General features: G+C 73.5%; 13 protein-coding genes. 10 read left to right on the forward strand and 3 right to left on the reverse strand.

Features of this window, described 5'->3' with window-relative positions; all coding sequences use genetic code 11:
* Window positions 1-183: 183 nt before the first annotated feature.
* Both ACFP1Z_RS10135 and ACFP1Z_RS10140 read left to right on the forward strand, forming a co-directional pair.
* Entirely contained in the window at window positions 184-483 is a 300-nt protein-coding gene (locus tag ACFP1Z_RS10135; protein WP_390315666.1) for a dsRBD fold-containing protein, read from the forward strand.
* A gap of 15 nt (window positions 484-498) precedes the next feature.
* Complete coding sequence (locus tag ACFP1Z_RS10140) at window positions 499-4,122, forward strand: hydantoinase B/oxoprolinase family protein (RefSeq protein WP_390315667.1); 3,624 nt, start codon at window positions 499-501, stop codon at window positions 4,120-4,122.
* 13 nt (window positions 4,123-4,135) lie between these two features.
* Here the strand turns inward: ACFP1Z_RS10140 and ACFP1Z_RS10145 are convergent, their stop codons facing one another.
* Window positions 4,136-5,740, reverse strand: a complete 1,605-nt coding sequence (locus ACFP1Z_RS10145; protein WP_390315668.1) for an outer membrane protein assembly factor BamB family protein — start codon at window positions 5,738-5,740, stop codon at window positions 4,136-4,138.
* A 173-nt stretch (window positions 5,741-5,913) separates the two neighbouring features.
* On the reverse strand, window positions 5,914-6,984 hold the full coding sequence (locus ACFP1Z_RS10150) for a methyltransferase (RefSeq protein ID WP_390315669.1): 1,071 nt from the start codon (window positions 6,982-6,984) through the stop codon (window positions 5,914-5,916).
* 483 nt (window positions 6,985-7,467) lie between these two features.
* On the opposite strand from ACFP1Z_RS10150, the gene ACFP1Z_RS10155 reads away from it, so the two are divergent.
* Window positions 7,468-7,896, forward strand: coding sequence for a hypothetical protein (locus ACFP1Z_RS10155; protein ID WP_390315670.1), 429 nt, complete (start codon window positions 7,468-7,470; stop codon window positions 7,894-7,896).
* Between the two features lie 37 nt (window positions 7,897-7,933).
* Here the strand turns inward: ACFP1Z_RS10155 and ACFP1Z_RS10160 are convergent, their stop codons facing one another.
* A complete protein-coding gene (locus ACFP1Z_RS10160; protein ID WP_390315671.1) occupies window positions 7,934-8,767 on the reverse strand; it encodes a helix-turn-helix transcriptional regulator in 834 nt (277 codons plus the stop codon).
* A 385-nt stretch (window positions 8,768-9,152) separates the two neighbouring features.
* On the opposite strand from ACFP1Z_RS10160, the gene ACFP1Z_RS33715 reads away from it, so the two are divergent.
* From ACFP1Z_RS33715 to ACFP1Z_RS10195, 7 genes are all read left to right on the forward strand, one after another.
* Window positions 9,153-11,510, forward strand: a complete 2,358-nt coding sequence (locus tag ACFP1Z_RS33715; RefSeq protein WP_417801279.1) for a BTAD domain-containing putative transcriptional regulator — start codon at window positions 9,153-9,155, stop codon at window positions 11,508-11,510.
* A gap of 109 nt (window positions 11,511-11,619) precedes the next feature.
* Complete coding sequence (locus ACFP1Z_RS10170) at window positions 11,620-13,881, forward strand: TOMM precursor leader peptide-binding protein (protein ID WP_390315672.1); 2,262 nt, start codon at window positions 11,620-11,622, stop codon at window positions 13,879-13,881.
* Between the two features lie 236 nt (window positions 13,882-14,117).
* Entirely contained in the window at window positions 14,118-16,532 is a 2,415-nt protein-coding gene (locus ACFP1Z_RS10175; protein ID WP_390315673.1) for a TOMM precursor leader peptide-binding protein, read from the forward strand.
* Window positions 16,533-16,601: 69 nt separating this feature from the next.
* On the forward strand, window positions 16,602-18,236 hold the full coding sequence (locus ACFP1Z_RS10180) for a nitroreductase family protein (RefSeq protein ID WP_390315674.1): 1,635 nt from the start codon (window positions 16,602-16,604) through the stop codon (window positions 18,234-18,236).
* Between the two features lie 53 nt (window positions 18,237-18,289).
* Window positions 18,290-21,055 carry a lantibiotic dehydratase gene (locus ACFP1Z_RS10185; protein WP_417801280.1) on the forward strand — a complete coding sequence of 922 codons (2,766 nt, stop codon included), beginning with the start codon at window positions 18,290-18,292 and terminating at the stop codon, window positions 21,053-21,055.
* Complete coding sequence (locus ACFP1Z_RS10190; protein WP_390315676.1) at window positions 21,052-22,113, forward strand: lantibiotic dehydratase C-terminal domain-containing protein; 1,062 nt, start codon at window positions 21,052-21,054, stop codon at window positions 22,111-22,113. Before ACFP1Z_RS10185 ends, ACFP1Z_RS10190 begins: the two co-directional genes overlap by 4 nt.
* On the forward strand, window positions 22,110-23,228 hold the full coding sequence (locus tag ACFP1Z_RS10195; protein WP_390315677.1) for a peptidase M50: 1,119 nt from the start codon (window positions 22,110-22,112) through the stop codon (window positions 23,226-23,228). The genes ACFP1Z_RS10190 and ACFP1Z_RS10195 overlap by 4 nt, the downstream gene beginning before the upstream one ends.
* The last annotated feature ends 8 nt before the right edge of the window (window positions 23,229-23,236 follow it).

The following is a 23,236-nucleotide window of genomic DNA, read 5'->3' on the forward strand; positions in this document are numbered from 1 at the left end:
GCGTCCGGACCGTACCGCACACGGCCGCGGCGGCCGCCTCCCCTCCCCCGCGCCGCCCCGCCCGCGCGTGCGCACCCGCGTCGGGCGCATCATGGAAGGGTGCCGGCGCGGACGCGAAGAGGTGCGCTCCGCCCACCGCGCCGTACCACCGGCCCCACGGACCTCCGGCTTCTAGGAGCGACGATGCCGCACACAGTGGAGTGGAAGATCCGCCTCAAGCTCGTCGAGGGCGAGGGCGCAGGCGATGGAACGACCCGGGCCCAGGCGGTCCTCGATACCGGGACGGCCTCCTTCACCGGCCACGGCAGCGCCCGGCGTGCTCCCGGTGACCGGGAAATCACGGCGATCGGCGACGAGTTCGCGGCGGGCCGCGCCCTGCGCGACCTGGGGGACCAGCTGCTGCACACGGCCGAGAAGGACGTGGAGGCGGCGGGCGCGGCCCCCGAGCCGAGAACCTCGGCCAAGCACGCCTGGCCGCTGTAGACCGGCGGGCGGCCGATGCGGAAGGCGGAACGGCCGGGCCCCGTCGCGGGCGCCCCCGGCTGGCAGTTCTGGGTCGACCGGGGCGGTACGTTCACCGACGTCGTGGCCCGGCGTCCGGACGGCCGGCTGCTGACGCACAAGCTGCTGTCGCAGGACCCGGCACGCTACGAGGACGCGGCCGTCGCCGGCATCGAGGCGCTGCTCGCCACGGACGATGACATTCCAGAGCGGCGGATCGCCGCCGTCCGCATGGGGACGACCGTCGCCACCAACGCCCTGCTGGAGCGCACCGGCGAGCGCACCCTGCTCGTCATCACGCGTGGTTTCCGCGACGCCCTGCGCATCGGCTACCAGGACCGTCCGGAGATCTTCGCCCGTGAGATCGTGCTGCCGCAGGCGCTGTACGAGCGGGTCGTGGAGGTCGACGAGCGGATCACCGCCGACGGTACGGTGCTGCGTCCGCCCGATCTTGCCGCGCTGGAGGGCGAGTTGCGGCGCGCGTACGACGACGGTGTCCGGGCCGTGGCCGTGGTGTGTCTGCACAGCCATCTGCACCCCGGGCACGAGCGGGAGATCGGCGCGCTGGCCGAACGCGTCGGTTTTCCGCAGGTGTCGGTCTCCAGCGAGGTCAGTCCGCTGATGAAGCTGGTACCGCGCGGGGACACAGCGGCCGTCGACGCGTATCTCTCGCCGGGGCTGCGCCGTTACGTGCGGCACGTCGCCGAGCGGATGCGGGGCGTGCCGCTGATGTTCATGCAGTCGAACGGGGGGCTGGCCGAGGCGGGGCACTTCCGGGGGAAGGACGCGATTCTGTCCGGTCCGGCGGGCGGCATCGTCGGCATGGCCCGGATGTCGGGGCTCGCCGGTTTCGAGAGGGTCATCGGTTTCGACATGGGCGGAACGTCCACGGACGTCTCGCACTTCGCGGGCTCGTACGAGCGGGTGTCCAGTACGCGGATCGCGGGGGTGCGGTTGCAGGCGCCGATGCTGGACATCCGTACGGTGGCCGCCGGTGGCGGTTCGGTGCTGCACTTCGACGGCAGCCGCTACCGGGTCGGCCCGGACTCGGCGGGTGCCTGTCCGGGTCCGGCCTGTTACCGGGGCGGCGGCCCGCTGACGGTCACGGACGCGAACGTGATGCTGGGGCGCGTCCAGCCCGCGTACTTCCCGCACGTCTTCGGCCCGGACGGCGATCAGCCGCTCGACCGGGAGGTCGTCCGGCGGAAGTTCACCGAGCTGGCCGAGGAGGTGCACCGGGCGACCGGTGACCGGCGCTCCCCGGAGGAGGTCGCCGAGGGCTGTCTGCGGATCGCGGTCGCGAACATCGCGGCTGCGGTCAAGCGGATTTCGGTGCAGCAGGGCCACGACGTCACCCGGTACGTGCTGACGACGTTCGGGGGCGCGGGCGGGCAGCACGCGTGCGCGGTCGCGGACGCGCTGGGGATGCGGACGGTGCTCGTCCCGCCCATGGCCGGGGTGCTGTCCGCGCTCGGCATCGGGCTGGCCGACACGACCGCGATGCGCGAGCGGTCCGTCGAAGAGCCGCTGGAAGGAGGGGACTTCCCGCGTGTGCGGGCGGTCGCGGGCGAGCTCGCGGAGGAGGTCCGGACGGAGCTGCTGGACGAGGGAGTCCCCGGCGGGCGGATCGAGGTGGCGTGCCGGGCCCGGCTGCGCTACGACGGCACCGACACGGCCCTGACGGTGGAGCTGGCGGAACCCGCCGTGATGCGCGGGGCGTTCGAGGAGAGCCATCGCGGCGTGTACTCCTTCCTCCTGGACCGGCCGATCGTCATCGAGGCGCTGTCGGTCGAGGCGACGGGCCGCGCCGAGGACCTCGGGCCGCTCGGCCTCGGCGGGGCGGCGCGGGACGATCCTCCCGAAGTGCCGGGTGCCGCCGCGCTGTTCACGGGCGGGAACTGGCGCGAAGTGCCGCTGCACCGCCGCGATTGGCTGCGGCCCGGGGACACCGTGCCCGGCCCCGCGATCATCACCGAGGCGAACGCCACGACGGTCGTCGACCCCGGCTGGCGGGCCGCCATGAGGGCGGAGGGGCAGCTGCTGATGGAGCGGGTCGCGGACCGTACGGAGGAGGACGTGGGCACCCGGGCCGACCCGGTGCTGCTGGAGATCTTCAACAGCCTCTTCATGTCGATCGCCCAGCAGATGGGCGCGCGGCTGGAGTCGACCGCGCAGTCCGTCAACATCAAGGAGCGGCTGGACTTCTCGTGCGCCCTGTTCGACCCGGACGGGAACCTCGTCGCCAACGCCCCGCACATTCCGGTGCACCTGGGCTCGATGGGCACGACCGTCAAGGAGGTGATCCGCCGCCGGGCGGGCCGGATGCGGCCGGGCGACACGTACGCGGTCAACGACCCCTACCACGGCGGGACGCATCTGCCGGACATCACGGTCGTCACCCCGGTGCACGACGCCGACGGCGAGAACATCCTCTTCTTCGTCGCCTCACGAGGCCATCACGCGGAGATCGGCGGGCTCACGCCCGGTTCGATGCCGGCGAACAGCCGGCACATCGACGAGGAGGGCGTGCTCTTCGACAACTGGCTCCTGGTCGAGAACGGCCGCTTCCGCGAGGACGCGACGCGGGAGCTGCTGACCGGGGCGCCGTATCCGTCCCGCAACCCGGAGACGAACCTGGCCGATCTGCGCGCCCAGGTCGCCGCGAACCGCAAGGGCGTCGAGGAAGTCGGCCGGATGTTCGGCCACTTCGGGCTGGACGTGGTGCAGGCGTACATGCGGCACGTGCAGGACAACGCGGAGGAGGCCGTGCGGCGCGTGGTCGACGCGCTGGAGGACGGCGCCTACGACTACCCGACGGACTCCGGCGCCGTCATCCGCGTCAAGGTGACCGTCGACCGTGAACAGCGGTCCGCGACCGTGGACTTCACGGGGACGTCCCCGCAGCTGCCGACGAACCTCAACGCGCCGTCCTCCGTGGTGACGGCGGCCGTCCTGTACGTCTTCCGCACGCTCGTCGCCGACGACATCCCCCTCAACGACGGCTGTCTGCGCCCGCTGGACATCGTCGTGCCGGAGGGCTCCATGCTGGCGCCGCGCCATCCGGCGGCCGTCGTCGCCGGCAACGTCGAGACCTCGCAGGCGATCACGGGCGCGCTGTACGCGGCGATGGGCGTCCAGGCGGAGGGCTCGGGCACGATGAACAACGTCACCTTCGGCAACGCGCGCCACCAGTACTACGAGACCGTCGCCTCCGGCTCGGGCGCGGGCCCCGGCTTCGACGGCGCCTCCGTGGTGCAGACCCATATGACCAACTCGCGCCTCACCGACCCCGAGGTGCTGGAGTGGCGACTGCCCGTCCTGGTCGAGGAGTTCGCCGTCCGCCCCGGCAGCGGCGGCGCGGGCCGCCACCGGGGCGGCGACGGCGCGGTGCGCCGCATCCGCTTCCGCGAGCCGATGACCGTCAGCACCCTCGCGGGCCACCGCCGGGTGCCGCCGTACGGCATGGCGGGGGGCGCGCCGGGGGCGCTGGGCGCGGGGCGTGTGGAGCGCGCGGACGGCACGGTGGTGGAGCTGGCGGGGTGCGACTCGGTGGACGTGGGGGCGGGGGATGTGCTGGTGGTGGAGACGCCGGGGGGCGGGGGGTACGGGGAGCCGGCGTGACGGCGGGGGCGGGTCAGGTGGCGGGGAGGGCGATGAGGGACTTCTGCCTGTCCGCCGAGTCGCCGTCCCGCCGTTCGCCGACGAAGCCCGCCGAGAGGTAGAGCCTGCCGTGGTGGAGCAGGACGTAGGGGTCGGAGCCGATCCAGGCGTGCGCGCGGGCTGCCGACCGGTAGCGGCGGACGAGCGTGGTGTCGCCGCTGTCGGGGTCGAAGCGCACGAGCCGGGAGGGGTCGTGGACGTTCCCGGCCACGTAGGCCAGGACGTCGTCGGTGTCACTCGTGACGGCCCGGTAGCTCTGCAGATAGCCCGTGGACTTCCGTTCCCACAGCCGCTGTCCGGTGGTCAGTGACCAGGCGACCATCTTGTTGTGGTCGTCCTCGTCGGTCTTCTGGCCGGCCGCCACCACGAAGATCTTGTCGCCCTTGATCTGGACGTTGGCCGAGGGGCTGCCGTCGGCGGTCAGCAGGCCCCGGTCGGTCTCGGCTCCTTCGGCGAGCCGGGTACGGACCGTGCCGTTGTCGTCCAGGACCGTCAGCCGCATCCGCCTGTCGTCGCCGGTCGCGGGATCGTTGACGACGACGGGTGAGGTGGCCATCACCTTGGCCCAGCCGCCCTCCTTGCCGAGTTTGTGGGACCACTGGGCCCGCCCGGTGGCCGGGTCGACTCCGACGAGTTCGTTGACGGTCTTGAAGTCGGCGGTCCAGCAGGACTGGAGACGTACGAGCCGGTGGCCGCCGGTGTAGCCCTTGCTGACGTATTCCTTGTCGCAGCCCTTGCTCGCGAGGAGCTTGTCGGTCTCCTTCCACAGCCGGGTGCCGTCGCTGACGCGCAGGGCCTCGGTGGTGTGGCCGATGGCCGAGAGCACGACGGTGTCACCGGTGCGGGCGATGGCGTCTCCGGCGTCGGAGAAGTGTTTCTGGGTGTCGAGGGCGTGCTCCCACAGCGTCTTGCCGGAGTTCAGGTCGACGGCGGTGAAGGTCGAGCACTTGTCGCCGTCGCGCCGCACGGCCAGGACCGCGATGTCCCCGGTGGAGTCGGTGGACGCCTGGCACAGCGTGGCTCCGGCGGGGTGGGGCGTGGTCCACAACTCCTTGCCGTTGCCCGGGTCGTAGGCGTGAACGCCGTCCGGCAGGGCCTTGACCACGGCCTTGTCCGTGACCCACAGACCGCGGATCATCTTCGAGGGCCCGTCGCCGGCCGGCGTGTGGGGCACGCTCCAGGTGCCCTTGTCGGCCCGGCGGCCCGCCCCGTCACCGATCACCGGCCACAGCAGCCAGGTTCCCGTGCCCACGGCGGTGCCGAAGACGAGGACGGCGGTGCCGACGATGCCGACGAGCGTGCGCCGGGGCAGCTTCTTCCTGGGCTCCGGCCCGTAGCCGGGGTACGCGGGTGACTGGTGCGGCGGCCGGCCGGGTTGTTGCCAGGATCCGGGCTGCGGCCAGGGGCCCGGGTGGGGGCCGGACTCCGGCTGCGGGCCGGGAACGGGCACGGTGGCGCCGACGGACGCGGGCACGGTGCCCGACGGCCGCGTGGCCCGGTCGGCCGGGTGGGCCTCGGGGCCCGTAAGGTCATCGGGGGCCTGCGGCCGGCTGTCGTCGTGCGGCACGGCGTCGTTCACCGCGGGGTGCTCCTCATGTGGTCGGCCCACTCGGCCGCGAACGCCTTCCGGCACCCGGCGCGTGGTCGTCGGTCGGTCGTATTCCGACCGACATTTCTATCAAGAGCCGGTAAAGGCGCCGTGGGCGCCCCTCGCCCCCGGCCGGTGCGGGGCGTCCACGGCCACCGCTTCGGCTACTCCGCCGTGACCTCGACGATGCCCACCGGCGACGAGGTCCGGATCACCTTCGTCACGCGCAGCCCCGGCTGCGTGAGCAGCCGCCGGAACTCGGCCTCGCCGCGTTCCCTGCCGTTGAGCGAGGTGAGCATCAGCACGTCGAGGGTCTTGCCGGCCTGCGGCGCGTTGCCCTCCTCGATGACCGCGTCGAGGACGAGCAGCTTGCTGCCGGGTTTCATCGCGGTGCGGCACGCGCGCAGGATGCGGCGGCACTCCTCGTCGGTCCAGTCGTGGAAGATGCGCTTGAACATGTAGACGTCGGCGCCTTCGGGCACGGACGCGAAGAAGTCCCCGGACCGGGTCTCCCAACGTCCTTCGAGTTCCGGCCCGTCCAGGTGGTGGTCGCGGATCACCGACTCCTGGTCGTACAGCACGCCCGTGAGTCCCGGGTTGTGCAGCAGCACCTGGCGCAGCAGCCCGCCGCGGCCGCCGCCGACGTCGACGACCGTGCCGGTCGCGGGGAACGGGTAGGCGTCCGCGATGGTCGCGTTCTCGCCCTCGGAGAGGCTGGCCATGCCGACGTCGAAGGCGGCCCCGGCCTCCGGCTTCTGCCGGAAGTAGTCGAAGAACGCGCCGCCGAAGACGTCGTCGAAGACGGTACGCCCGTCGCGTACGGTCTCGTCCAGCCGCTCGGCCGGCTTCCAGAACAGCTCGCCGGTGACCATCAGGACGCCCTCGCGCATGGACGAGGGCACGTCGGAGCGCAGCAGTTCGGCCTTGGGCGTGAGGTGGAAGGAGCCGTTCCGGTCCTCGCGGAAGACGTCCCGGGTCGCCAACAGCCGCAGGACGCGCAGCAGATGGGGGGCGCTGACGCCGGTCGCGGTGGCTATCTCCTCGACGGTGCGGGGTCCGTCGGCGAGTTGGTCGGCCACGCGCAGCTGCGCGGCGGTGCGCAGGGCGGCGGAGTGCAGGAAGCTCATCGCGTGCTCGCTGATCTGGACGAAGGGCGATTCCTCGCGCGCTTCCTCACGGCTTCCCTCACGGCTTCCCTCGCGGCCTTCCCCGGCAGACGGATCGGTGGTGCTCATGGCGCCTCCTCGTGAACGGTTGGTCGGACCGTGTGTTGCGGTCTCAACCACCTTGACCCCGTGCCGGGTTCATTCGCCAGAGGGCGAAGTGACGGAAGTGGCCTTCTGTGGCCGGAATGTGTCAGGTACTCAGCCTCAAGAGGGAGGATCCGGAGGGTGGTTGACGCCCGGTTCGTATGCTTTCCCGTTAGCCGCTAAGGTCGTCGGTGACGACGCCCCAGCGCCTCCCGAGCGGCCCCGGAGCCAAGGCCGCAGCCGACGGAAGCGGAGCGCGAGGCGGCGTCGAGCCGGGCGAACGGCGTCCCGGAACCCTCCCGTCGGCTGGAGCGTTCCGGGTCGGTGCCCCGTTCGTCCGAGGGCCCCCACACCCGTCCCCATGGCCCGGCCGGGGTGGGGGCCACCCTGCGTCCGGCCCCGGCCGGGCATCGCGTACTCTCCCTGCTCAAGTGATCAATTGATCGATACCGAGGGGGAAGACACACGATGAAGCCGTCCCGTATCCGGCGCCGTCTCGCCGGGGCCGCCGCCGTCACGTGCCTGATCGGCGCCGGGGCCCTGGCCACCGCGCCGTCGGCGGCCGCGAAGGCCAATCTGCTGCACATAGAGAAGGTTTCGCTGCAGAACTCCGCGCTGCAGGTGAAGGTGACGTACTCCTGCGACACCGGCGTGAACCACCAGCTCGTCGCCAACGCGACCACGGTGCGCCCGGACGTCCACGGACAGGCCGTGGCCGCGGGCACGATCAAGGCCGAAAAGCTCTCCTGCGACTACAACGACCACACCGTGGTGCTGCCGCTGCGCACGGCCGTCGGCTCGGACTTCGCCAAGGGCGAGAAGGTGAAGGTCACCGTCTTCTACTTCGACAACGACGGCTTCAGCTACGCCCATGAGGAGGCCACGGCGGTCCTGTAACGCGGGTCCGGGGGCGGCCCGGGAAGCGGCCGCCCCCTCATTCCACCGTCGTCACCACCACGAACCGCAGGTCCGGGTGGTGTGCCGGCACCAGCACATGGCTGGTCACGAGCATCTCCGCGCCCCCGTGGCACGGCAGCCGCAGGCGCAGCCGGTGGCCGCCCGGGTGGTCGACGACGTCGTGCTGGTCGGCCCAGATGCGGCGGCAGATGCCGTCCTCGGCGGTGAGCACGTCCTGCACGATGGCGCGGATCTCGGTGTTGCGGGGCGCGCGGTGGCTCGCGACGCGGAGCATCGGCAGGAAGATACGGGCGCAGGCGTCCGTCCAGTCCGCGATCTGCTCGCGGGCCTCGGGGGCGGTCAGGGCCCAGCGCATGAGGTTGGGCCGGGGGCCGAGGGTGAAGGGGAACCACTCGGTCATGGGGGTGTTGGGGACGACGATGTTCCAGGCGGCGTCCGAGAGATAGGCCGGGTGCGGGGCCTGATGCTCCAGCAGGGCGGCGGTGCCCGGATCGACGACCACGGCCCGGTCGCGCTCGAACCGGTCCGAGCGGTCGACCGGGGGCCGGCGGCCGGAGACACCGAGGAAGAGCGTCAGGGTCTCCGTCTCGCTGAGCCGCAGCGCCGCCGCCACGCGCAGCAGGAACGCGTCGGAGAACTCGCGGTCCGCGCCCGTCTCCAGGGCGCGGTACCAGCCTTCGCTGACGCCCGTGAGGCGGGCGACGTCCGCCTGGGAGAGCCGTGCCGAGACACGGTGCCCCCGCATGCGCAACTCCGGTATGCGGCGCCGGTCGACGCGCTCGCGCCACGCGCGCAGCAGCCGGCTGACGGATTCACCGTCCCGTGACGGACGCTCCGGTATGTCCGTCACGAACTCGGGACTTTGGTCCTGTTTCCCCATGAGATCTGTGTCCCGCCGCTTTTCCGTCACTGCCATGCCAGTTTCTACCGGATCACGGCCGTGCTGACCAGCCCGGAGCAACTGGGCATTCTCGCGGCCGAGTTGAGAACCCGCGTATTCGGCTGCGGCATCCCGTCCCCGCGACTTGGTCCGTACCGATGCCGGAATCCGCGCACCGACACTGGAACTCACGACACTGCCAGTGATGGGTCTTCTGATGCACACTCTCCGATGAAGTCGACGCTGACTGCCGCTGTCCGGCGTGCTTCGCCATACCCGTACGGCATGCGTGCCGTACGGGCGGATAAGGAATCCTTGGGGGTGTTGGACAATGCGCTTTCACATTCTCGGGCCCTTGCGGCTGTCCGACGGCCCCGAAGTCGTCGTCCTACCGCCCGCCAAACCGACCGTCCTGCTGGCCGTATTACTTCTGCGCCCCGACTCCGTGGTGCCGACGGAATTCCTGCGGCGGGCGATCTGGGGGGACGAACAGCCCTCGTCCGCGAAGGCGGCACTGCACGCGTGCGTCCTGCGGCTGCGGAAGACGTTCGCGAAGTACGGCGTGGACAGCGCGCTCATCGAGTCGGTGCCCGGCGGCTACCGGATCTCTCTCGCGCCCGGCGCCCTGGACCTCGCCGACTTCCGGGAACTGCGCTCCCGTGCGACCCGGGAGACGGGCGCCGAGGACGAGTTGTGCGTCCTGAAGGAGGCACTGGCCCTGTGGCAGGGCCCGTTGCTGAGCAATGTCCCCTCGGACCTGCTGCGCCGTGACGAACTGCCGCGCCTGGTGGAGGAGCGGCTGCGCGTCGTGGAGCGCGCCTGCGACATCGAGCTCGCGCTGGGGCGGTGCGGGCAGGCCCTCGTGGAACTGTGGACGGCGGTACGGGCCCACCCCGGCCACGAACGCTTCCGGGAGCAGCTGATCGAGGCCCTGTACCGGACGGGCCGTCAGTCGGAGGCCCTGGCCGAGTACCGGGCGGTACGGACGTATCTGCGCGAGGAACTGGGCGTCGACCCCGGGCCGGGGCTGCGGCGGCTGGAGCTGGCGATCCTGCGCGGGGAGGAACTGGAAGGGCCGGTTCCGGCGGGGCGCGTGCCGTCCACGGGCGCCGCATCGGGGATCGCACCGGCACCTGCCACCGGACCGGCGGCTCCGGCAGACGCGGGGGTTCCGGTGGGGAGTGCGCTTCCCCCGGGTACGACGCGCGGTACGACGCCTGGTGCGGCGGCCGTGCTTGTCGGCGGGGCCGGTCCGGCCGACCTGGTCGGCGCGGGGGCTTCCGCGGGGACCGCGCTTCCCCCGGGCACAACGCCCGGCGAGACAGCAGTACTCGTCGGCAGCGCCGACACGGGCCCGGCCGACACGACCGGCGCGGGGACTTCCGCAGGGACCGTGCTTCCCTCGGGTACGACGCCTGGTGCGGCAACCGTGCTCGCCGACGGCGCCAACACGAGTCCGACCGACACGGCCGCCAGCGCGGGGGCTCCGGTGGGGACCGCGCTCCCCCCGGGTACAACGCACGGTACGGCAACCGTGCTCGCCGGCGGCGCCAACACGAGTCCGACCGACACGGCCGGGGCAGAGGCTCCCGCAGGGACCACGCTTCCCCCGGGTGCGACCCCCGGTGCGGCAGCCATGCCCGCCGGCCACGCCGACACAGGCCCGGCCGGCACGGCCCACGGTCCCGGAATCGTGCCCACCCCTCCCCCGCGTTCCGCTCTCCCCCTCGCGCCCGTCAACTGCTTCACCGGCCGCGACCACGAGACCGCCGAACTCACCGCCCGGCTCACCGGCGACACCCCCGCGCTCGTCGTCGTCTCCGGGGCGCCCGGCGTCGGCAAGAGCGCGCTCGCCCTGCACACCGCGCGAGCCGTCGCGGGCTCCTTCCCCCACGGGGTGTTCGTGGTGCGGCTGACGGACGCGGACGGCCGCCCCAGGCCCGTCGCCGAGGCCGTGGCCGAACTCCGCGCGCAGGCCGGGCCGTCGGGGCCCGGACCGGGGTCGCTGCTGGTGCTGGACGACGCGTACGGCGCACCGCAGGTACGGCCGCTGCTGGCCGCGAACGCCGGTGCGGCCGTGCTCGTCACCGCGCGTCCGGCCCTCTCCGGGCTGGTCGCGGCGCACGGCGGCTGGGCGCTGCGCCTGGAACCGCTCGGCGCCGACGCCTCGTGCAGGCTGCTGACGGCCGTGCTCGGCGAGGCCCGTACCGGGCCGGAGCCGGGGGCGCTGCGCGAACTGGCGGAAGCCTGCGGGCACTTCCCGCTCGCGCTGCGGATCGCCGTCGCGCGGCTGCTGACCCGGCCGCGGCTGAGCATGGCCGGTTACGTGGCGTGGCTCGGCGCGGCCCCGGTCACCCGCCTCGCGCTGCCGGACGATCCCCGGATGTCGGTGCCGCGCGTGTTCCAGGAGGCGCTGGACCGGATCGATCCGGTTTTGGCGGAAGCCTTTTCCCGTTTCGCGCTCTCCTCGCACGTACGCATTTCCCCGGCCGTGGCCGCGCGGTCGTGGGGAACGGTGCCGGCGGCCGCCGAGGAGATTCTGGAACGGCTGGCGGAGGCGGGGCTGCTCGACGAGGGTCCGGCGGGCGTGTATCAAGCGCCCGGATTACTCCGGGACTTCGTGCGCGCGACATCCGGGGCGCGGTTCCCGGATCGCGCTCCGGCGGTACCGGAACACCATTCCCCCGCCGCCCTGCCGTCCGGCTCCCGCTGACCTTTGCGGTTGGAGATCAGCAGCCTCTCCGCTGCATCCCCCCGCGTTTCCCCCCGTTCCCCGTACCCGACGTATCGACGTACCGCGCAATCAGGGTGTGTGAAAAGACATGACCGAAGCCTACGCAGCCGTCGCCGAGACCAGGCCCCGGATCCGCCGGGACGTACTCTTCACCGAGACCCCGGACGGTGTGCTGTTCCACAACGCGCACGGCGGATTCCATCTCCATTCCGCCTCGGCCTACCGTTTCGCGACCCTGATCGTCCCGCATCTCAACGGCGAGAACCGGGTCGCCGAGCTGTGCGAGGGGCTCGGGGACAAGCAGCGGTCGATGGTCGGCAGGCTCGTGCGGACGCTGTACGAGCGGGACTTCGCCCGTGACGTGCCGGAGCCCACCGGCGAGCGGACCGCACTGCCCCCGGAGGTGGCGCGGCGGTTCGCCCAGCAGCTCGCGTACGTCGACCACTACGCGGACGACGCCGAGGGCCGCTTCCACCGCTTCCGGCACACGAAGGTCGCCGTGGTCGGCGACGACGCGCTCGCCCGCTGGTGCGTGCTCGCTCTGGTGCGCAACGGAAGTGCGTCGGTGGGCTGTTGCCCGGATACGGATATACGGGCCGAGGCCGCGAGCCTGATCGCCGACGGCTGCCCGGTCACGCTCGCCCCGCTGCCCTCCCCCGGCCCCTCGGGGCTGCTGGGCTGGGCGGATCTGGAGGGGTACGAGGTCGTCGTGGTGACGGGCGGCCGGGCGGGGGCCCGGCAGCTGTTCCACCTGCTGTCGAGCGGCGTGCCGGAGGGCAGGGCGCTGCTGCCCGCGTCGATGTTCGGCTCGCAAGCGCTCGTCGGTCCCCTCATGGAGGGGAACGCTGCGGAGCGTACGGCCTGTTGGGCGTGCGCCGTGCTGCGGCTGGGCGCGCACGACAGCGCCGCCGCCGCTGACCTGTGGAGCGGGATCGCGCTGCCCGCCGGCGCGGAGCCGACGGAGGACGGGCCGGGGCGCGGCCTCGCCGCGATGATCGGGAACCTGCTCGGCTACGAGGTGTTCCGGCTGACCACGGGCGCGCTGCCGGCGGAGACCCGGGGACAGGTCATCGTCCAGGACACCGAGTCCTTCGACACGGCGGCGGAACCGCTGCTCGCCCACCCCCGCTGCCCGTACTGCGCCGGCGGCGGAGCGCACCCCGAGGCCGAGGAACCGCTCCCCCTGCCGGAGCCGGAGCCGAGGCCGCGCGCCGCCGGGACTCCGCAGCCGGACACGGACGCGCTGCTCGCGGAGCTCAACAGCCGTCAGCCGCTGGTGCGTCCGTACACGGGAGTCGTGCGACGGTTCACGGACGAGCCGTGGACACAGACCCCCCTCAAGGTGGGCTCCGTGGAACTGCCCGTCGGGCACGGCCGGGTGCGGCAGATCGCCGCGTTCGACGTCCACACGGTCGCCGGGGCGCGGCTCGCGGCGCTCGACGCGGCGGCCCGGGTGTACGCGGAGCGGGTCGTGCCCGCGTACGGGGTGCTCACCGGCGAGGAGTTGCGGGCGGCCCGCGCCCGTACCCGTACCGTCGCCCCGGACGCCCTGGTCGCGGCCAGTGGTCTTCCGGTGCCGTCCGGCGGGGTCGCGGCGTACGTGCCGGCCGTCTCGCTGCTCGACAAGGAACCGGTGCTGGTACCGGCGGGGGCGGTGCGGCCGTTCGGGCCGTACAACCGCGACCGCCTGTTCACGCCGACGAGCGCGGGCTCCGGCGCGGGCCGTACCGCCGCCTCGGCGGCGGGCCGCGGCCTGCTGTCGGCGCTGTGCCACGACGCGCTGGAGCGGGCCGTGCGCGGTACGGCGGGGACGACGCGGGTCGCGCTCGACGGCTCGGACGACCCCGAACTCGCCTTCCTGGTCGCCTCCGCGCGCAATCTCGGTGTCGCCTACGAACTGCTCGACCTCGGCGAGGCGGGGCGTTCCGGCGCGCACGTCCTGCTCGCGCGGGCCCAAGAGCCGGACGGGGACCGGGACGGCGTGCCGCTGTGGGCGGCGGCCGGCGAGTGCGACTGGCAGCGGGCGGGGGCGTCCGCCCTGCGCGACCTCCTCGGCCAGGTCCAGCTCGGCCGCGAACTCGCGAAGGCGGCCGGCGATCCGGGCCCGGTGGACCAGGGCGACCCCCTGCTGCCCGACCTGGATCCGGCGGCCGTCGCCGTGACCGTCGAGAGCGCGGCCCGGCCGGGCGAGGCGGCCGCGTCCGTGACGTATGCCGAACTCCTGGACCGGCTGCGCCAGTCGGGCCGCGACGCCCTGGCCGCGGGCACGGGCTCGGCCGACCTGCGGGCGGGCGGCATCAGCACGGTGCGGGTCCTGCTGACGCGGGAGGCGGGCGCGGATGCGTACTGATTTCTGGCGGGGGGTGCGCACCGAGCCGGCGGCACGGGCAGCCGGGGAACTTCACGTGCGGGAGGCGACGGCGCGGGACGAGTCGGCCCCGATGCCCGCGGAACTCCGGCCGGAAGCGCACGCGGAACCCACAGCGCTCCTGCGGGGACAGCCGTCGCAGACGCCGGTCACGAGCCCGGCCGTCCGCAACACTCCGACGCACAGCGAGCCGTCTGCGGCGCGGAAGGCGGGTACCCATGCGCACTGATATCTGGCACGAGGTGTGCGCGGAGCTCACCGCGCTGTTGCGGGAGCGATCGGTGGAGGCGCGGGTCGTGGCGCTGGGGGTGCGGGATCTGCTGGCGGACGGGGTCGGCTCATGTCCGGCCACTGCCGGGGCACTTGATCCCGGAACGCGGCCGCACGAGGGCCGCGTCCCCGACCGGCGCACGCGGCAGAGCCAGGGCCCGGATACCCGGGTGAAGGCGAAGCCGGAGTCCGGCGAACGGCCCGCGACGACCTCCGCTCCGGCCCACACGCCGATACCCCACGGGCCCCGCCCCACGCGACAGAGCCAAGGCCCGCAGGACACCCATACCCCCGACACCCCGGTGAAGCCGGGCCCCGACAGCCGGCCCGCAACGACGTCCGCCCTGGAACCCCACACGTCCCGACCTGGCCAAGGTCGCCTCCCCGGCCGACGCACCTGGCAGGGCCAGGGCCCGCAGAACACCCATACCCCGGACACCCCGGTGAAGCCGGACCCCGACAGCCGGCCCGCAGCGACCTCCGCCCCGGAACCCCACACACCGACACCCCACACACCCCGCCCCCTCCGGGCTCTCGTTCCCGGTCAGCGCACCGGGCCGGCCAGCACACCGTTCACACCCGCCTCCCACAGCCCGGCCCGGCGTACCCCCGTCCCCGTCCACCTCTACGGCCACCACGCCCTCGTCGGCCCCCTCCCCGACCCCGTCAACGGCCCCACCCCACAACGCCCCTGCCCCACCTGTCTCGCCCGGCGCTGGCAGTCCGTGCGGCGGCCCGCGCTGCGGGACGCGTTGGAGCTGGGGTCCGGGACGCGGGCGGCCGGGCGGGCGCCGTACGCGACGGCGTTCGCGGCCGATGCCGTCGCCGCGCTCGTCGCCGCGCACCGGGAGCGGGCAACTCCCGGCTCGGAGCGGCCGTTTCCCGCCGTCTACCTGCTCGATCTGGAGACGCTGCGAGTCAGCCGGCACCGGCTCGTCGCGGACCCCGGATGTCCGCGCTGCGGCGACCCGGTGCCCGACGGGCCGGAGGTGGCGGCGATCACGCTGGGGCCGGCGCCCAAGAAGGCGCCCGGATCGTTCCGGGTGCGGGACATCACCGCGTACCCGCTGCCCGCCGACGCGTTCGCGAACCCCGTGTGCGGGGCGCTCGGGCCGGAGGTGGTGCACGATGTGACGTCGCCGTCGACGGCGGCCACGGTGGGCGCGTTCACGTTGCGGTCGGGTGCGTACTTGCGGGAGACCTTCTGGGGCGGGCACGCGGACTCGTACGCGGACAGCGAGCGCATCGGCATCCTGGAAGGGCTGGAGCGCACGGCCGGACTGCGGCCGCACGGCAAGCGCACGACGGTCGTCGCCCCGCTCGACGAGCTCGGGGAGCAGGCCGTGGATCCGCGCCGATGCGGGCTGTACGGCGAGGAGTTCCACCGGGAGAACCCGGGCGTCCCGCCGTTCTCCCCGGACCGGCCGATCCCCTGGGTGTGGGGCTGGTCCCTGCGCGACCAGCGTCCGCTGCTCGTCCCGGAGGCCCTCGCCCACTACGGCACCCCGGCCCTGGCGAACCGTTTCGTCCAGGAGAGCTCCAACGGGTGCGCCTCCGGCGGTTCCCTCGAAGAGGCCGTCTACTTCGGTCTGATGGAGGCCGTCGAGCGCGACGCGTTCCTGCTCGCCTGGTACGGCCGCGCGGCCCTGCCGGAGATCGACCCCCGTACCAGTACGCACCCGCGCACGCGGCAGATGGTCGACCGGCTGGCGCTGTACGGCTACGAGGCCCGGTTCTTCGACACCCGGATCACCTTCCCGATCCCGGTGGTGACGGCGGTGGCCGTGCGCCGTGACGGCGGCCTGGGCGCGCTGTGCTTCGGCGCGGGCGCGAGCCTGGACCCGGAGGCCGCGCTGCGCGGCGGGCTGTGCGAGATCGCGACGGACGCCATGAACATCCGGGCCCGCACGCTGCGCGACGAGCGGCGACTGCGGGCGATGGCCGCCGACTTCGACAAGGTGCTGTCCCTGCACGACCACCCACTCGTCTACGGGCTGCCGGAGATGGCGCCGCACGCGGCCTTCCTGCTCGGACAGCGCGCGGAGAAACAGCCGTTGGACGCGCTCGCCGGGCCCCTGCCCGTCTCGGACGACCTCGGGGACGACGTGGAGGCGTGCGTGGCGGCCGTCACGGCGGCGGGCTTCGACGTGGTCGTCGTCGACCAGACGCTGCCCGAGCAGCGCGCGCTGGGCCTGTACACGGTGAGCGTGCTCGTACCGGGTCTGCTGCCCATCGACTTCGGGTGGCGGCGGCAGCGCGCCCTGCGCATGCCCCGGACGCGGACCGCGCTGCGCGAGGCGGGCCTGCGCGAACGCGACCTCGCACCGGGGGAGCTCAACCCGGCCCCGCATCCCTTCCCTTGACCCTGCCCGGCTTCCCCCGGACTTCCCCTGCTTCCCCCCTCACCTTCCCTGACTCCCGAAGGAGATCCTGTGGGTCACGCCCATGACTACGCTGCCGCGATCATGCGGCGCGGCCGGGTTCCCATGGAGCCCGTGGACTTCGTGCCCGACTGGCCGGACGGGCCGCGCAAGGGCAAGTTCTACCCGGGGGCGGAGTCCTTCCCGCTGCCGCCGGGGGACGTACCGCCGGACGCGACCGTCGAGGCGGCCCTGTCCGGCGGGCAACGGCCCGGCACCGCCGTCCCGTTCACGCTGCCGCTGCTCGGCGGCATGCTGCTGGACTCGTACGGGCGCACCGGCCGCCGGCTCGGCGTGCAGGCGAACTCGGACCTGGGGTCGCTGCCGTCGTACGCGGACGCGAACTGGTCGCGGGGCAGTGCCTCCGGCGGCGGGCTGTACCCGGTGAGCGTGTACTGGGTGTGCGGCCCGTCGGGTCCGCTCACCCCCGGGGTGTACCACTACGCGACCACGCACCACGCGATGCGGCGGCTGCTCGCGGGCGATGTCTCCGGCGAGGTGCGGGCGGCACTGGCCGGGCACGAACAGGCGGCGCGGACCGACCAGTTCCTCGTCCTGGGGGTGAAGTTCTGGCAGAACGCCTTCAAGTACAACAGCTTCTGCATGCACGCGGTGAGCATGGACGTGGGGGCCGCGCTGCAGACCTGGCGGTTGTGGGCACGGGCGCGGGGCGCGGTGGCCGAACCGGCGCTGTGGTTCGACGAGGAGCGGCTGGGGCGGCTGCTGGGCGTGGACATCCTGGAGGAGGGTGTCTTCGCGGTGGTCCCCCTGACATGGGAGGGCCCGACGTCGGCCGCCGGCGCGCCGGACGCACCTGTCCCGCCGGTCGCGGCCCCGGCGGGCCCGCCTTCCCGCCGGCCCCCGGCGCCTCGTGTCCGCCGCCGTGAACAAGAACGCTCCCGCCGCGTCATCGCCTTCGACGCCGTGCGCCGCGTCCAGGCCGCGATGGTCGCGGGGGCCGCGCAACGTCCCGGCCCCGGTGCCCTCGCGGAGGCCGCACCGCACCCCGCCCCCGACAGCGGCGGCGCCGTCCCCCTCCCCGCACCGCTGCCGCTCCCCATGACCGTCCGTGCCGCCCTGCGGCGCCGCCGCAGCAGCTTCGGCCGTTTCGACGCGCAACGTGCCATGACGGCCGCCCAGTTGGGCACCCTCCTCGCCGCGTCGGCGGACTGCCCGCTGGGGGAGCCGACCGTCGACGCCCCACCCCTGGCGAAGCTGTACGTCTTCGTCAACCACGTCGACGGCATCGCGCCGGGCGCGTACGCGTACATACCAGCAGCCCACGCGCTGCGCCCGGTGACGTCCGGCCCGCCCGGCCGCTTCCTCCAGGACAGCTACTTCCTGTCCAACTACAACCTGGAGCAGGCCGGGGCGGTCGTCGTCCCGGCGGTCCGTACCACGGCGGTGCTCGACGCGCTCGGCGACCGGGGCTACCGCGTGGTGAACGCGGGCGTGGGTGCCACGGCGCAGACCTTCTACACGACGGCGGCCGCGCTCGGCCTCGGCAGCGGTGTGGCGCTCGGCTTCGACAACGTCGTCTACGTCGAGGAGCTGGGCCTGGAGGGCAGTGACGAGGCCCCGCTGCTGATCATGCTGGTCGGCCACGAACGGCCGGATCCCGCCGACTTCCGCTACGAGCTCGTCTGAGATCTGAGAGGGGGACCGCCGTGACGGCGTCCTGGGTGCTCAACCCGCTGTTCATGCTCCGTGTCGCGGGGCTGCCCGTCGAGTCCGTGCGCGGGCTGCGCTGCCCGGCGACCAGCCAGTGGGCGCACCGTGTGCTGCGCGCGGAGTCCCGGTCGCGGGCGAAGGGCGCGGAACTGAGCGAACTGCTGCATCCGCTGGTGGCGGCGGCGGGCGACGAGGCCACGCGCCGCAGGCTGCTGCGGCTGCGCCGGCAGGTGTACAACGCCGTGCTGCCCGGGGACGAGGACGCCGAGGCGGTCCTCGGCGCGCTCGCGGGCACGGACGCGGCGGCCGCGCTGGCCGCGTGGCTCGCGGACCGCCGGCAGGTGGAGGAACTGCGGTCCGAGGGCGCCGGGTTGCTGGCCGTCGAGGCCGCCCGTACGCGCGCGGAGCTGCGCGGACTGCTGGGTGAGGAGCGGCTGCGGCAGGGGCTGCTGCTGGCGTCGCCGACGCTGGAGGGGCGACTGGAGGACTATCTGCGGGCGGGGGCGGGCGCGGCCCGTCCGGGCAGACGGCTGCGGAAGATCGAGCGGTCGGCGCTCGCGTATCTGTACCGGACGGCGTGCAAGACGAGTCCGTTCAGTACGTTCACGGCGGTGGCGCTGGGCCGTTTCCAGGCCTGCGGCGGCGGGCCGGTGACGCACGTGCCCGAGGCGTGGTCGAGCCATCCGCGGCTCAATGTGGTGGTGCTGGCCCGGCTCGCGGAGCTGATCCGCTCCGATCCGGGGCGGCGTGGCGATCTGCCGGTGGCGCCGGTCCCCGGCTGGGGGCGCGAGGGCGGCGGGGGCCGTCAGGGCGAGCGGATCCGCTTCGTGCGGCGTTCGGTCTCGGCGGGCGACGACTCGGCGGCGGTCACTTTCGACTCGGCCAGAGACCGGGTGTTCTTCCTGCGGCGCGGCGGCACGCTGGAGCGGCTGCTGGAGCTGTTCGCGCGCAGGCCCGCGATCCGGTACGCGGACCTGGCGCACTGGCTGGGCACGGAGCGCGACACCCGGCCCGAGGAGTGCGCCCGTTATCTGGACGCGCTGCTGGAGCTGGGCATGCTGCACTTCCCGTCACCGGCGACGGACGTGCACGCGGCCGATCCGCTGCGGGCGTTCCGCGACGCGCTCCTGGAGCTGCGCCGGCCGTGGGCGCGCAGCCTGGCGCGGTCGCTGGAGTGGCCGATCGCGTGCGTGGACCGCTACGCGGCGGCCGGTACGGCGCTGCGCCGGCAGCTGCTGGCCGAGCTGCGCACCGCACTGGCCGACATCCAGCGGGAGTTGGGGGCGGCCGAGCCGTCGCTGCCGCGGACGCTGCTGTACGAGGACGTGCGCGCGGGCGGGCCCGGGGAGCCGGCGGTGGAGTGCGATCTGCGCAGCTGGGCGGGGACGGAGGACGGCGGTCCGCTGGGGTCGCTGCGCTCCCTCGAACGGGTCCTTCCGGCCTTCGATGTGACGCTGCCGCAGCGGCTGACGCTCAAGGGCTTCTTCCTGGCCCGCTATGGGCGGGGCGGGCGCTGCGAGGACCTGCTGAAGCTGGTGCACGACTTCCACGAGGACTTCTACGACCAGTACGTGACGTTCGCGGCACGCCGCAAGCCCTTCGACGAGCAGGGCGCATACGTGCCGGAGACCGACTGGCTGGGGCTGGCGGAGCTGCGGGCGGTGGACGCGGCCCGTGTCGCGTGGGTGTCCGCGATGCGCCGGCTCACCGAGGCGGCCGGTCCGGGAGCGCAGGAGATATCCCTGCCCGACTGGGCCGTGGACGCGGTCGCGGACGAACTGGCGCCCGTGGTGCCGGACTTCGTGCCGCAGTCCCACTTCCTGCAGCTGGTGCGCCGCGAGGGGGCGGGCCCGCTGGCGGTGCTCAACCAGTCGTACGGCGGCCTGGCCTTCCCGTTCAGCCGCTTCACCCACTGCTGGGACGGCTCCGACGGTGAGAGTCTGAGCGAACGGCTGCGGCGGTCGCTGGCGGAGGCGCGGCCGCCGGGCACGGTGTTCGCCGAGCTGACCGGTGGCGCGGCCACCAGCAACCTCAATCTGCACGGCCGGCTGACCGGGCACGTGATCGTGTGCCCGGGCGAGACGAGCCCGCTGCCCGAGGAGCGGCAACTGCGCCTGGACGACCTGTCCGTGGAGCACGACGAGGCCGCCGACCGGCTGGTGCTGCGCTCGCGGCGGCTCGGCCGCGAGGTCGTGCCCGTCTACTTCGGCTATCTGGTGCCGCTCGCGCTGCCGGAGGTCCCGCGCACCCTGCTGCTGCTCTCCCCCACGTCGATGGCGCCGCTGGACGTGTGGGGCGGGGTGCCGGAGGGGCCGGCGCGGGACGGGGTGACGACGCGTCCCCGGGTCCGCCACCGCAGTCTCGTGATCAGCCGCCGCAGCTGGAGCGCCGACCCGGCCGTGCTGCCCGCGCAGCCGGCGCGGTCCACGCAGGACGGTGACGTGCGCTGGTTCCTCGCCTGGCAGGAGTGGCGGGAGCGGCACGGCGTACCGCGCCGGGTCTTCGCGACCGTCACGGCCGCCGATGGGTCCAACGGGCCCGCCCGGCCGGGTGGTTCGAAGCCGCAGTACGTCGACTTCGACAGCTTCCTGTCGCTGACCGCGCTCGACGGGCTGCTGCGGGACGCGAGCGGCCGGGTGGTGCTGCGGGAGGCACTGCCGGACGAGAACGAACTGCACGCGCTCTCCTCGCGCGGCGGCCACGTCGCCGAGCTGGCCGTCGAGACCTGGCGCGGCACCCCGCCCGCGACCGCGACCCCGACCCGTACCGGAAAGGACCTCGGTGCCCTGACATGACCCCGGCCACCGCTCCCGGCTCCTGGCAGGCCCTGCACATCCACTACGCCGCCAACCCTCGGCCGCTGATGAACGAGTGCGTCACACCGCTCGTCGAGCGGCTGACGGCCGACGGGCTGCTGGAGAACCACTTCTTCATCAACTACTGGCTGGAGGGCCCGCATGTGCGGCTGCGCCTGAAGCCGTCCTCCCAGCAGGCCGCGCCGGAGGTGCTGCACCGGGCCGAGACGGCGGTCGCGGCGTTCCTGCGGGAGCGTCCGGCGCTGTACGAGGTCGACTCCTCCGGCTTCCTCAACGACTTCTACAACACCCTCTTCGACCTGGAGTTCCCCGAGGAGGAGCGGGCCGCGTACCTCGGCCCGGACGGCCGGATGAAACTGCGGCCCAACAACAGCTTCTTCCGCATGCCGTACGAGCCGGAGTACGGCAAGTACGGCGGCCCCGCCGGGGTCGGGCTCGCCGAGTGGCACTTCCGTCACTCCAGCGAGCTCGTCATGGCGGCCGTGCGCGGCATGAACCTGCATCTGCGCACGGTGCGCCTGGGCACGGCGGCGCAGCTGATGATGGTGATGGCCGGCTGCTTCCTGCCGGACCGGGAGCGGCTCGCGCAGTACCTGGACCGCTATCACGCCTTCTGGCACCGGGCGTTCTCCGGCACCGGCCTGATCGGCACCGACGAGTACGAGCGCGCGTGTGCGAGCACGGGCACGGGCCCGGCCCTGTCCCGGCGCTTCGCGGCGGTGCTGGACGCCCTGGCGGCCGGCGAGCACGAGCGGCTGCCGGGGTTCCTGCGCGGCTGGGCCGGGCACTGCACACAGCTGCGGGAGCGGGCCGCCGGCCTGGCCGTGCGCGGTGAGCTGGTGTTCCGCTCGTGGGACGGCGCGCGCGACGAGACGGTGACGGATCCGGCCGAGGCCCTGCCGCTGCTGCTGTCGCCCTATATGCACATGACCAACAACCGGCTGCACGTGACGATCCGGGACGAGGCCTATCTGTCGTACGCCCTGGGGCGTGCCCTGCGCGCACCGGATGCCGCCGCGCCCGGGGACGAGCCGTGACGGCCGGGAAGAGCGTCCTGCTGGAGCAGCGTCCGGCCCTGCGTGCCGAGGTGCTGCTCAGTGCGGCGCTCCGGCGCGGAACGGCAATGGTTCACCTGGTGAAAGATCCAGGCAGTGGACAGTCCTTCGAGGTGGGGGTCAAGGAGCACTTCCTGATGTCCCGGCTCGACGGGAGCCGCACGCTGGCCGGGATCGGCGAGGAGTACGCGCGGCACTTCGGCCGCCGGCTCGGCGAGGCCAACTGGCGGCAGCTGCTCGGGCTGTTGGGGGAGCGCGGTCTGCTCGAAGGTGCCGATCCGCCGACCCGCGAGCCGGAACAGCGGCCGCGTGCCACGTTCGTCCGGGGCACGCTGCGGCTGTCGGCGGACCCCGCGCGGACCGTGGACCGGCTCCACCGTGCCGTGGGTTTCGTGTTCTCCGCGCCGTGCGCGGTGCCGCTCGTGCTGCTGACGCTGGCCATGGAGGCGACGGTCGCGCTGCGGCCGGCCGAGTTCGCCTCCGGTGCGGGCGAGTTGCTGCGGCAGCCGGTGCTGCTGCTGGGCGCGCTGACGCTGCTGTGGGTCAGTACGGCCCTGCACGAGCTGGCGCACGGGGTGGTCGCGCGCCGCTTCGGCGGGAGCGTCACGGAGATCGGGCTGCACTGGCGGCTGCCGGTGGTGTTCATGTACTGCAAGGTCGACAATTACCCGTATCTGCCGACGCGGTGGGCCAAGGTGGCGACGGCCGGTGCGGGCATGTTCGCGAACCTGGTGTTCCTGCTGCCGTTCGCGCTCGCCCGGTCGCTGCTGCCCGACGGCGCGCAGGCGCGCGGCCCGCTGGCCGGGCTGCTGCTCCTCGGCTCCGTCCTGGCGCTCACGAACCTGGTGCCGGTGCCGCCGCTGGACGGCTACAAGGCGCTCTCCCACGCCCTGGGCATGACCGACTACGCCGCCCAGAGCCGCCGTTTCCTGCGGCTGCTGTGCGCGCGGGCGGTGGGGCACGGCCCGGGAGCGGCCGGGTATCCGCGCGGGGCGCGGATCGCGTACGCGGCGTACGGGCTGGGCGTGACCGCGCTGGCCTGCGGTGCCGTGGTCGGACTCGCGGTTCTGGCCCACCACTTGCTCACCCGCGGCTGACCGCTGTC

It is taken from the genome of Streptomyces gamaensis, from assembly GCF_042656465.1.
Taxonomy (GTDB): Bacteria; Actinomycetota; Actinomycetes; order Streptomycetales; family Streptomycetaceae; genus Streptomyces; species Streptomyces gamaensis.

What these genes read in the sequence shown, in the direction of transcription:
- ACFP1Z_RS10155 (WP_390315670.1), top strand. Translation starts at nt 7,468, where the DNA reads ATGAAGCCGTCCCGTATCCGGCGCCGTCTCGCCGGGGCCGCCGCCGTC.
- ACFP1Z_RS10175 (WP_390315673.1), top strand. Translation starts at nt 14,118, where the DNA reads ATGCGCACTGATATCTGGCACGAGGTGTGCGCGGAGCTCACCGCGCTG.
- ACFP1Z_RS10190 (WP_390315676.1), top strand. Translation starts at nt 21,052, where the DNA reads ATGACCCCGGCCACCGCTCCCGGCTCCTGGCAGGCCCTGCACATCCAC.
- ACFP1Z_RS10140 (WP_390315667.1), top strand. Translation starts at nt 499, where the DNA reads ATGCGGAAGGCGGAACGGCCGGGCCCCGTCGCGGGCGCCCCCGGCTGG.
- ACFP1Z_RS10135 (WP_390315666.1), top strand. Translation starts at nt 184, where the DNA reads ATGCCGCACACAGTGGAGTGGAAGATCCGCCTCAAGCTCGTCGAGGGC.
- ACFP1Z_RS10150 (WP_390315669.1), bottom strand. Translation starts at nt 6,984, where the DNA reads ATGAGCACCACCGATCCGTCTGCCGGGGAAGGCCGCGAGGGAAGCCGT.
- ACFP1Z_RS10185 (WP_417801280.1), top strand. Translation starts at nt 18,290, where the DNA reads ATGCTCCGTGTCGCGGGGCTGCCCGTCGAGTCCGTGCGCGGGCTGCGC.
- ACFP1Z_RS10170 (WP_390315672.1), top strand. Translation starts at nt 11,620, where the DNA reads ATGACCGAAGCCTACGCAGCCGTCGCCGAGACCAGGCCCCGGATCCGC.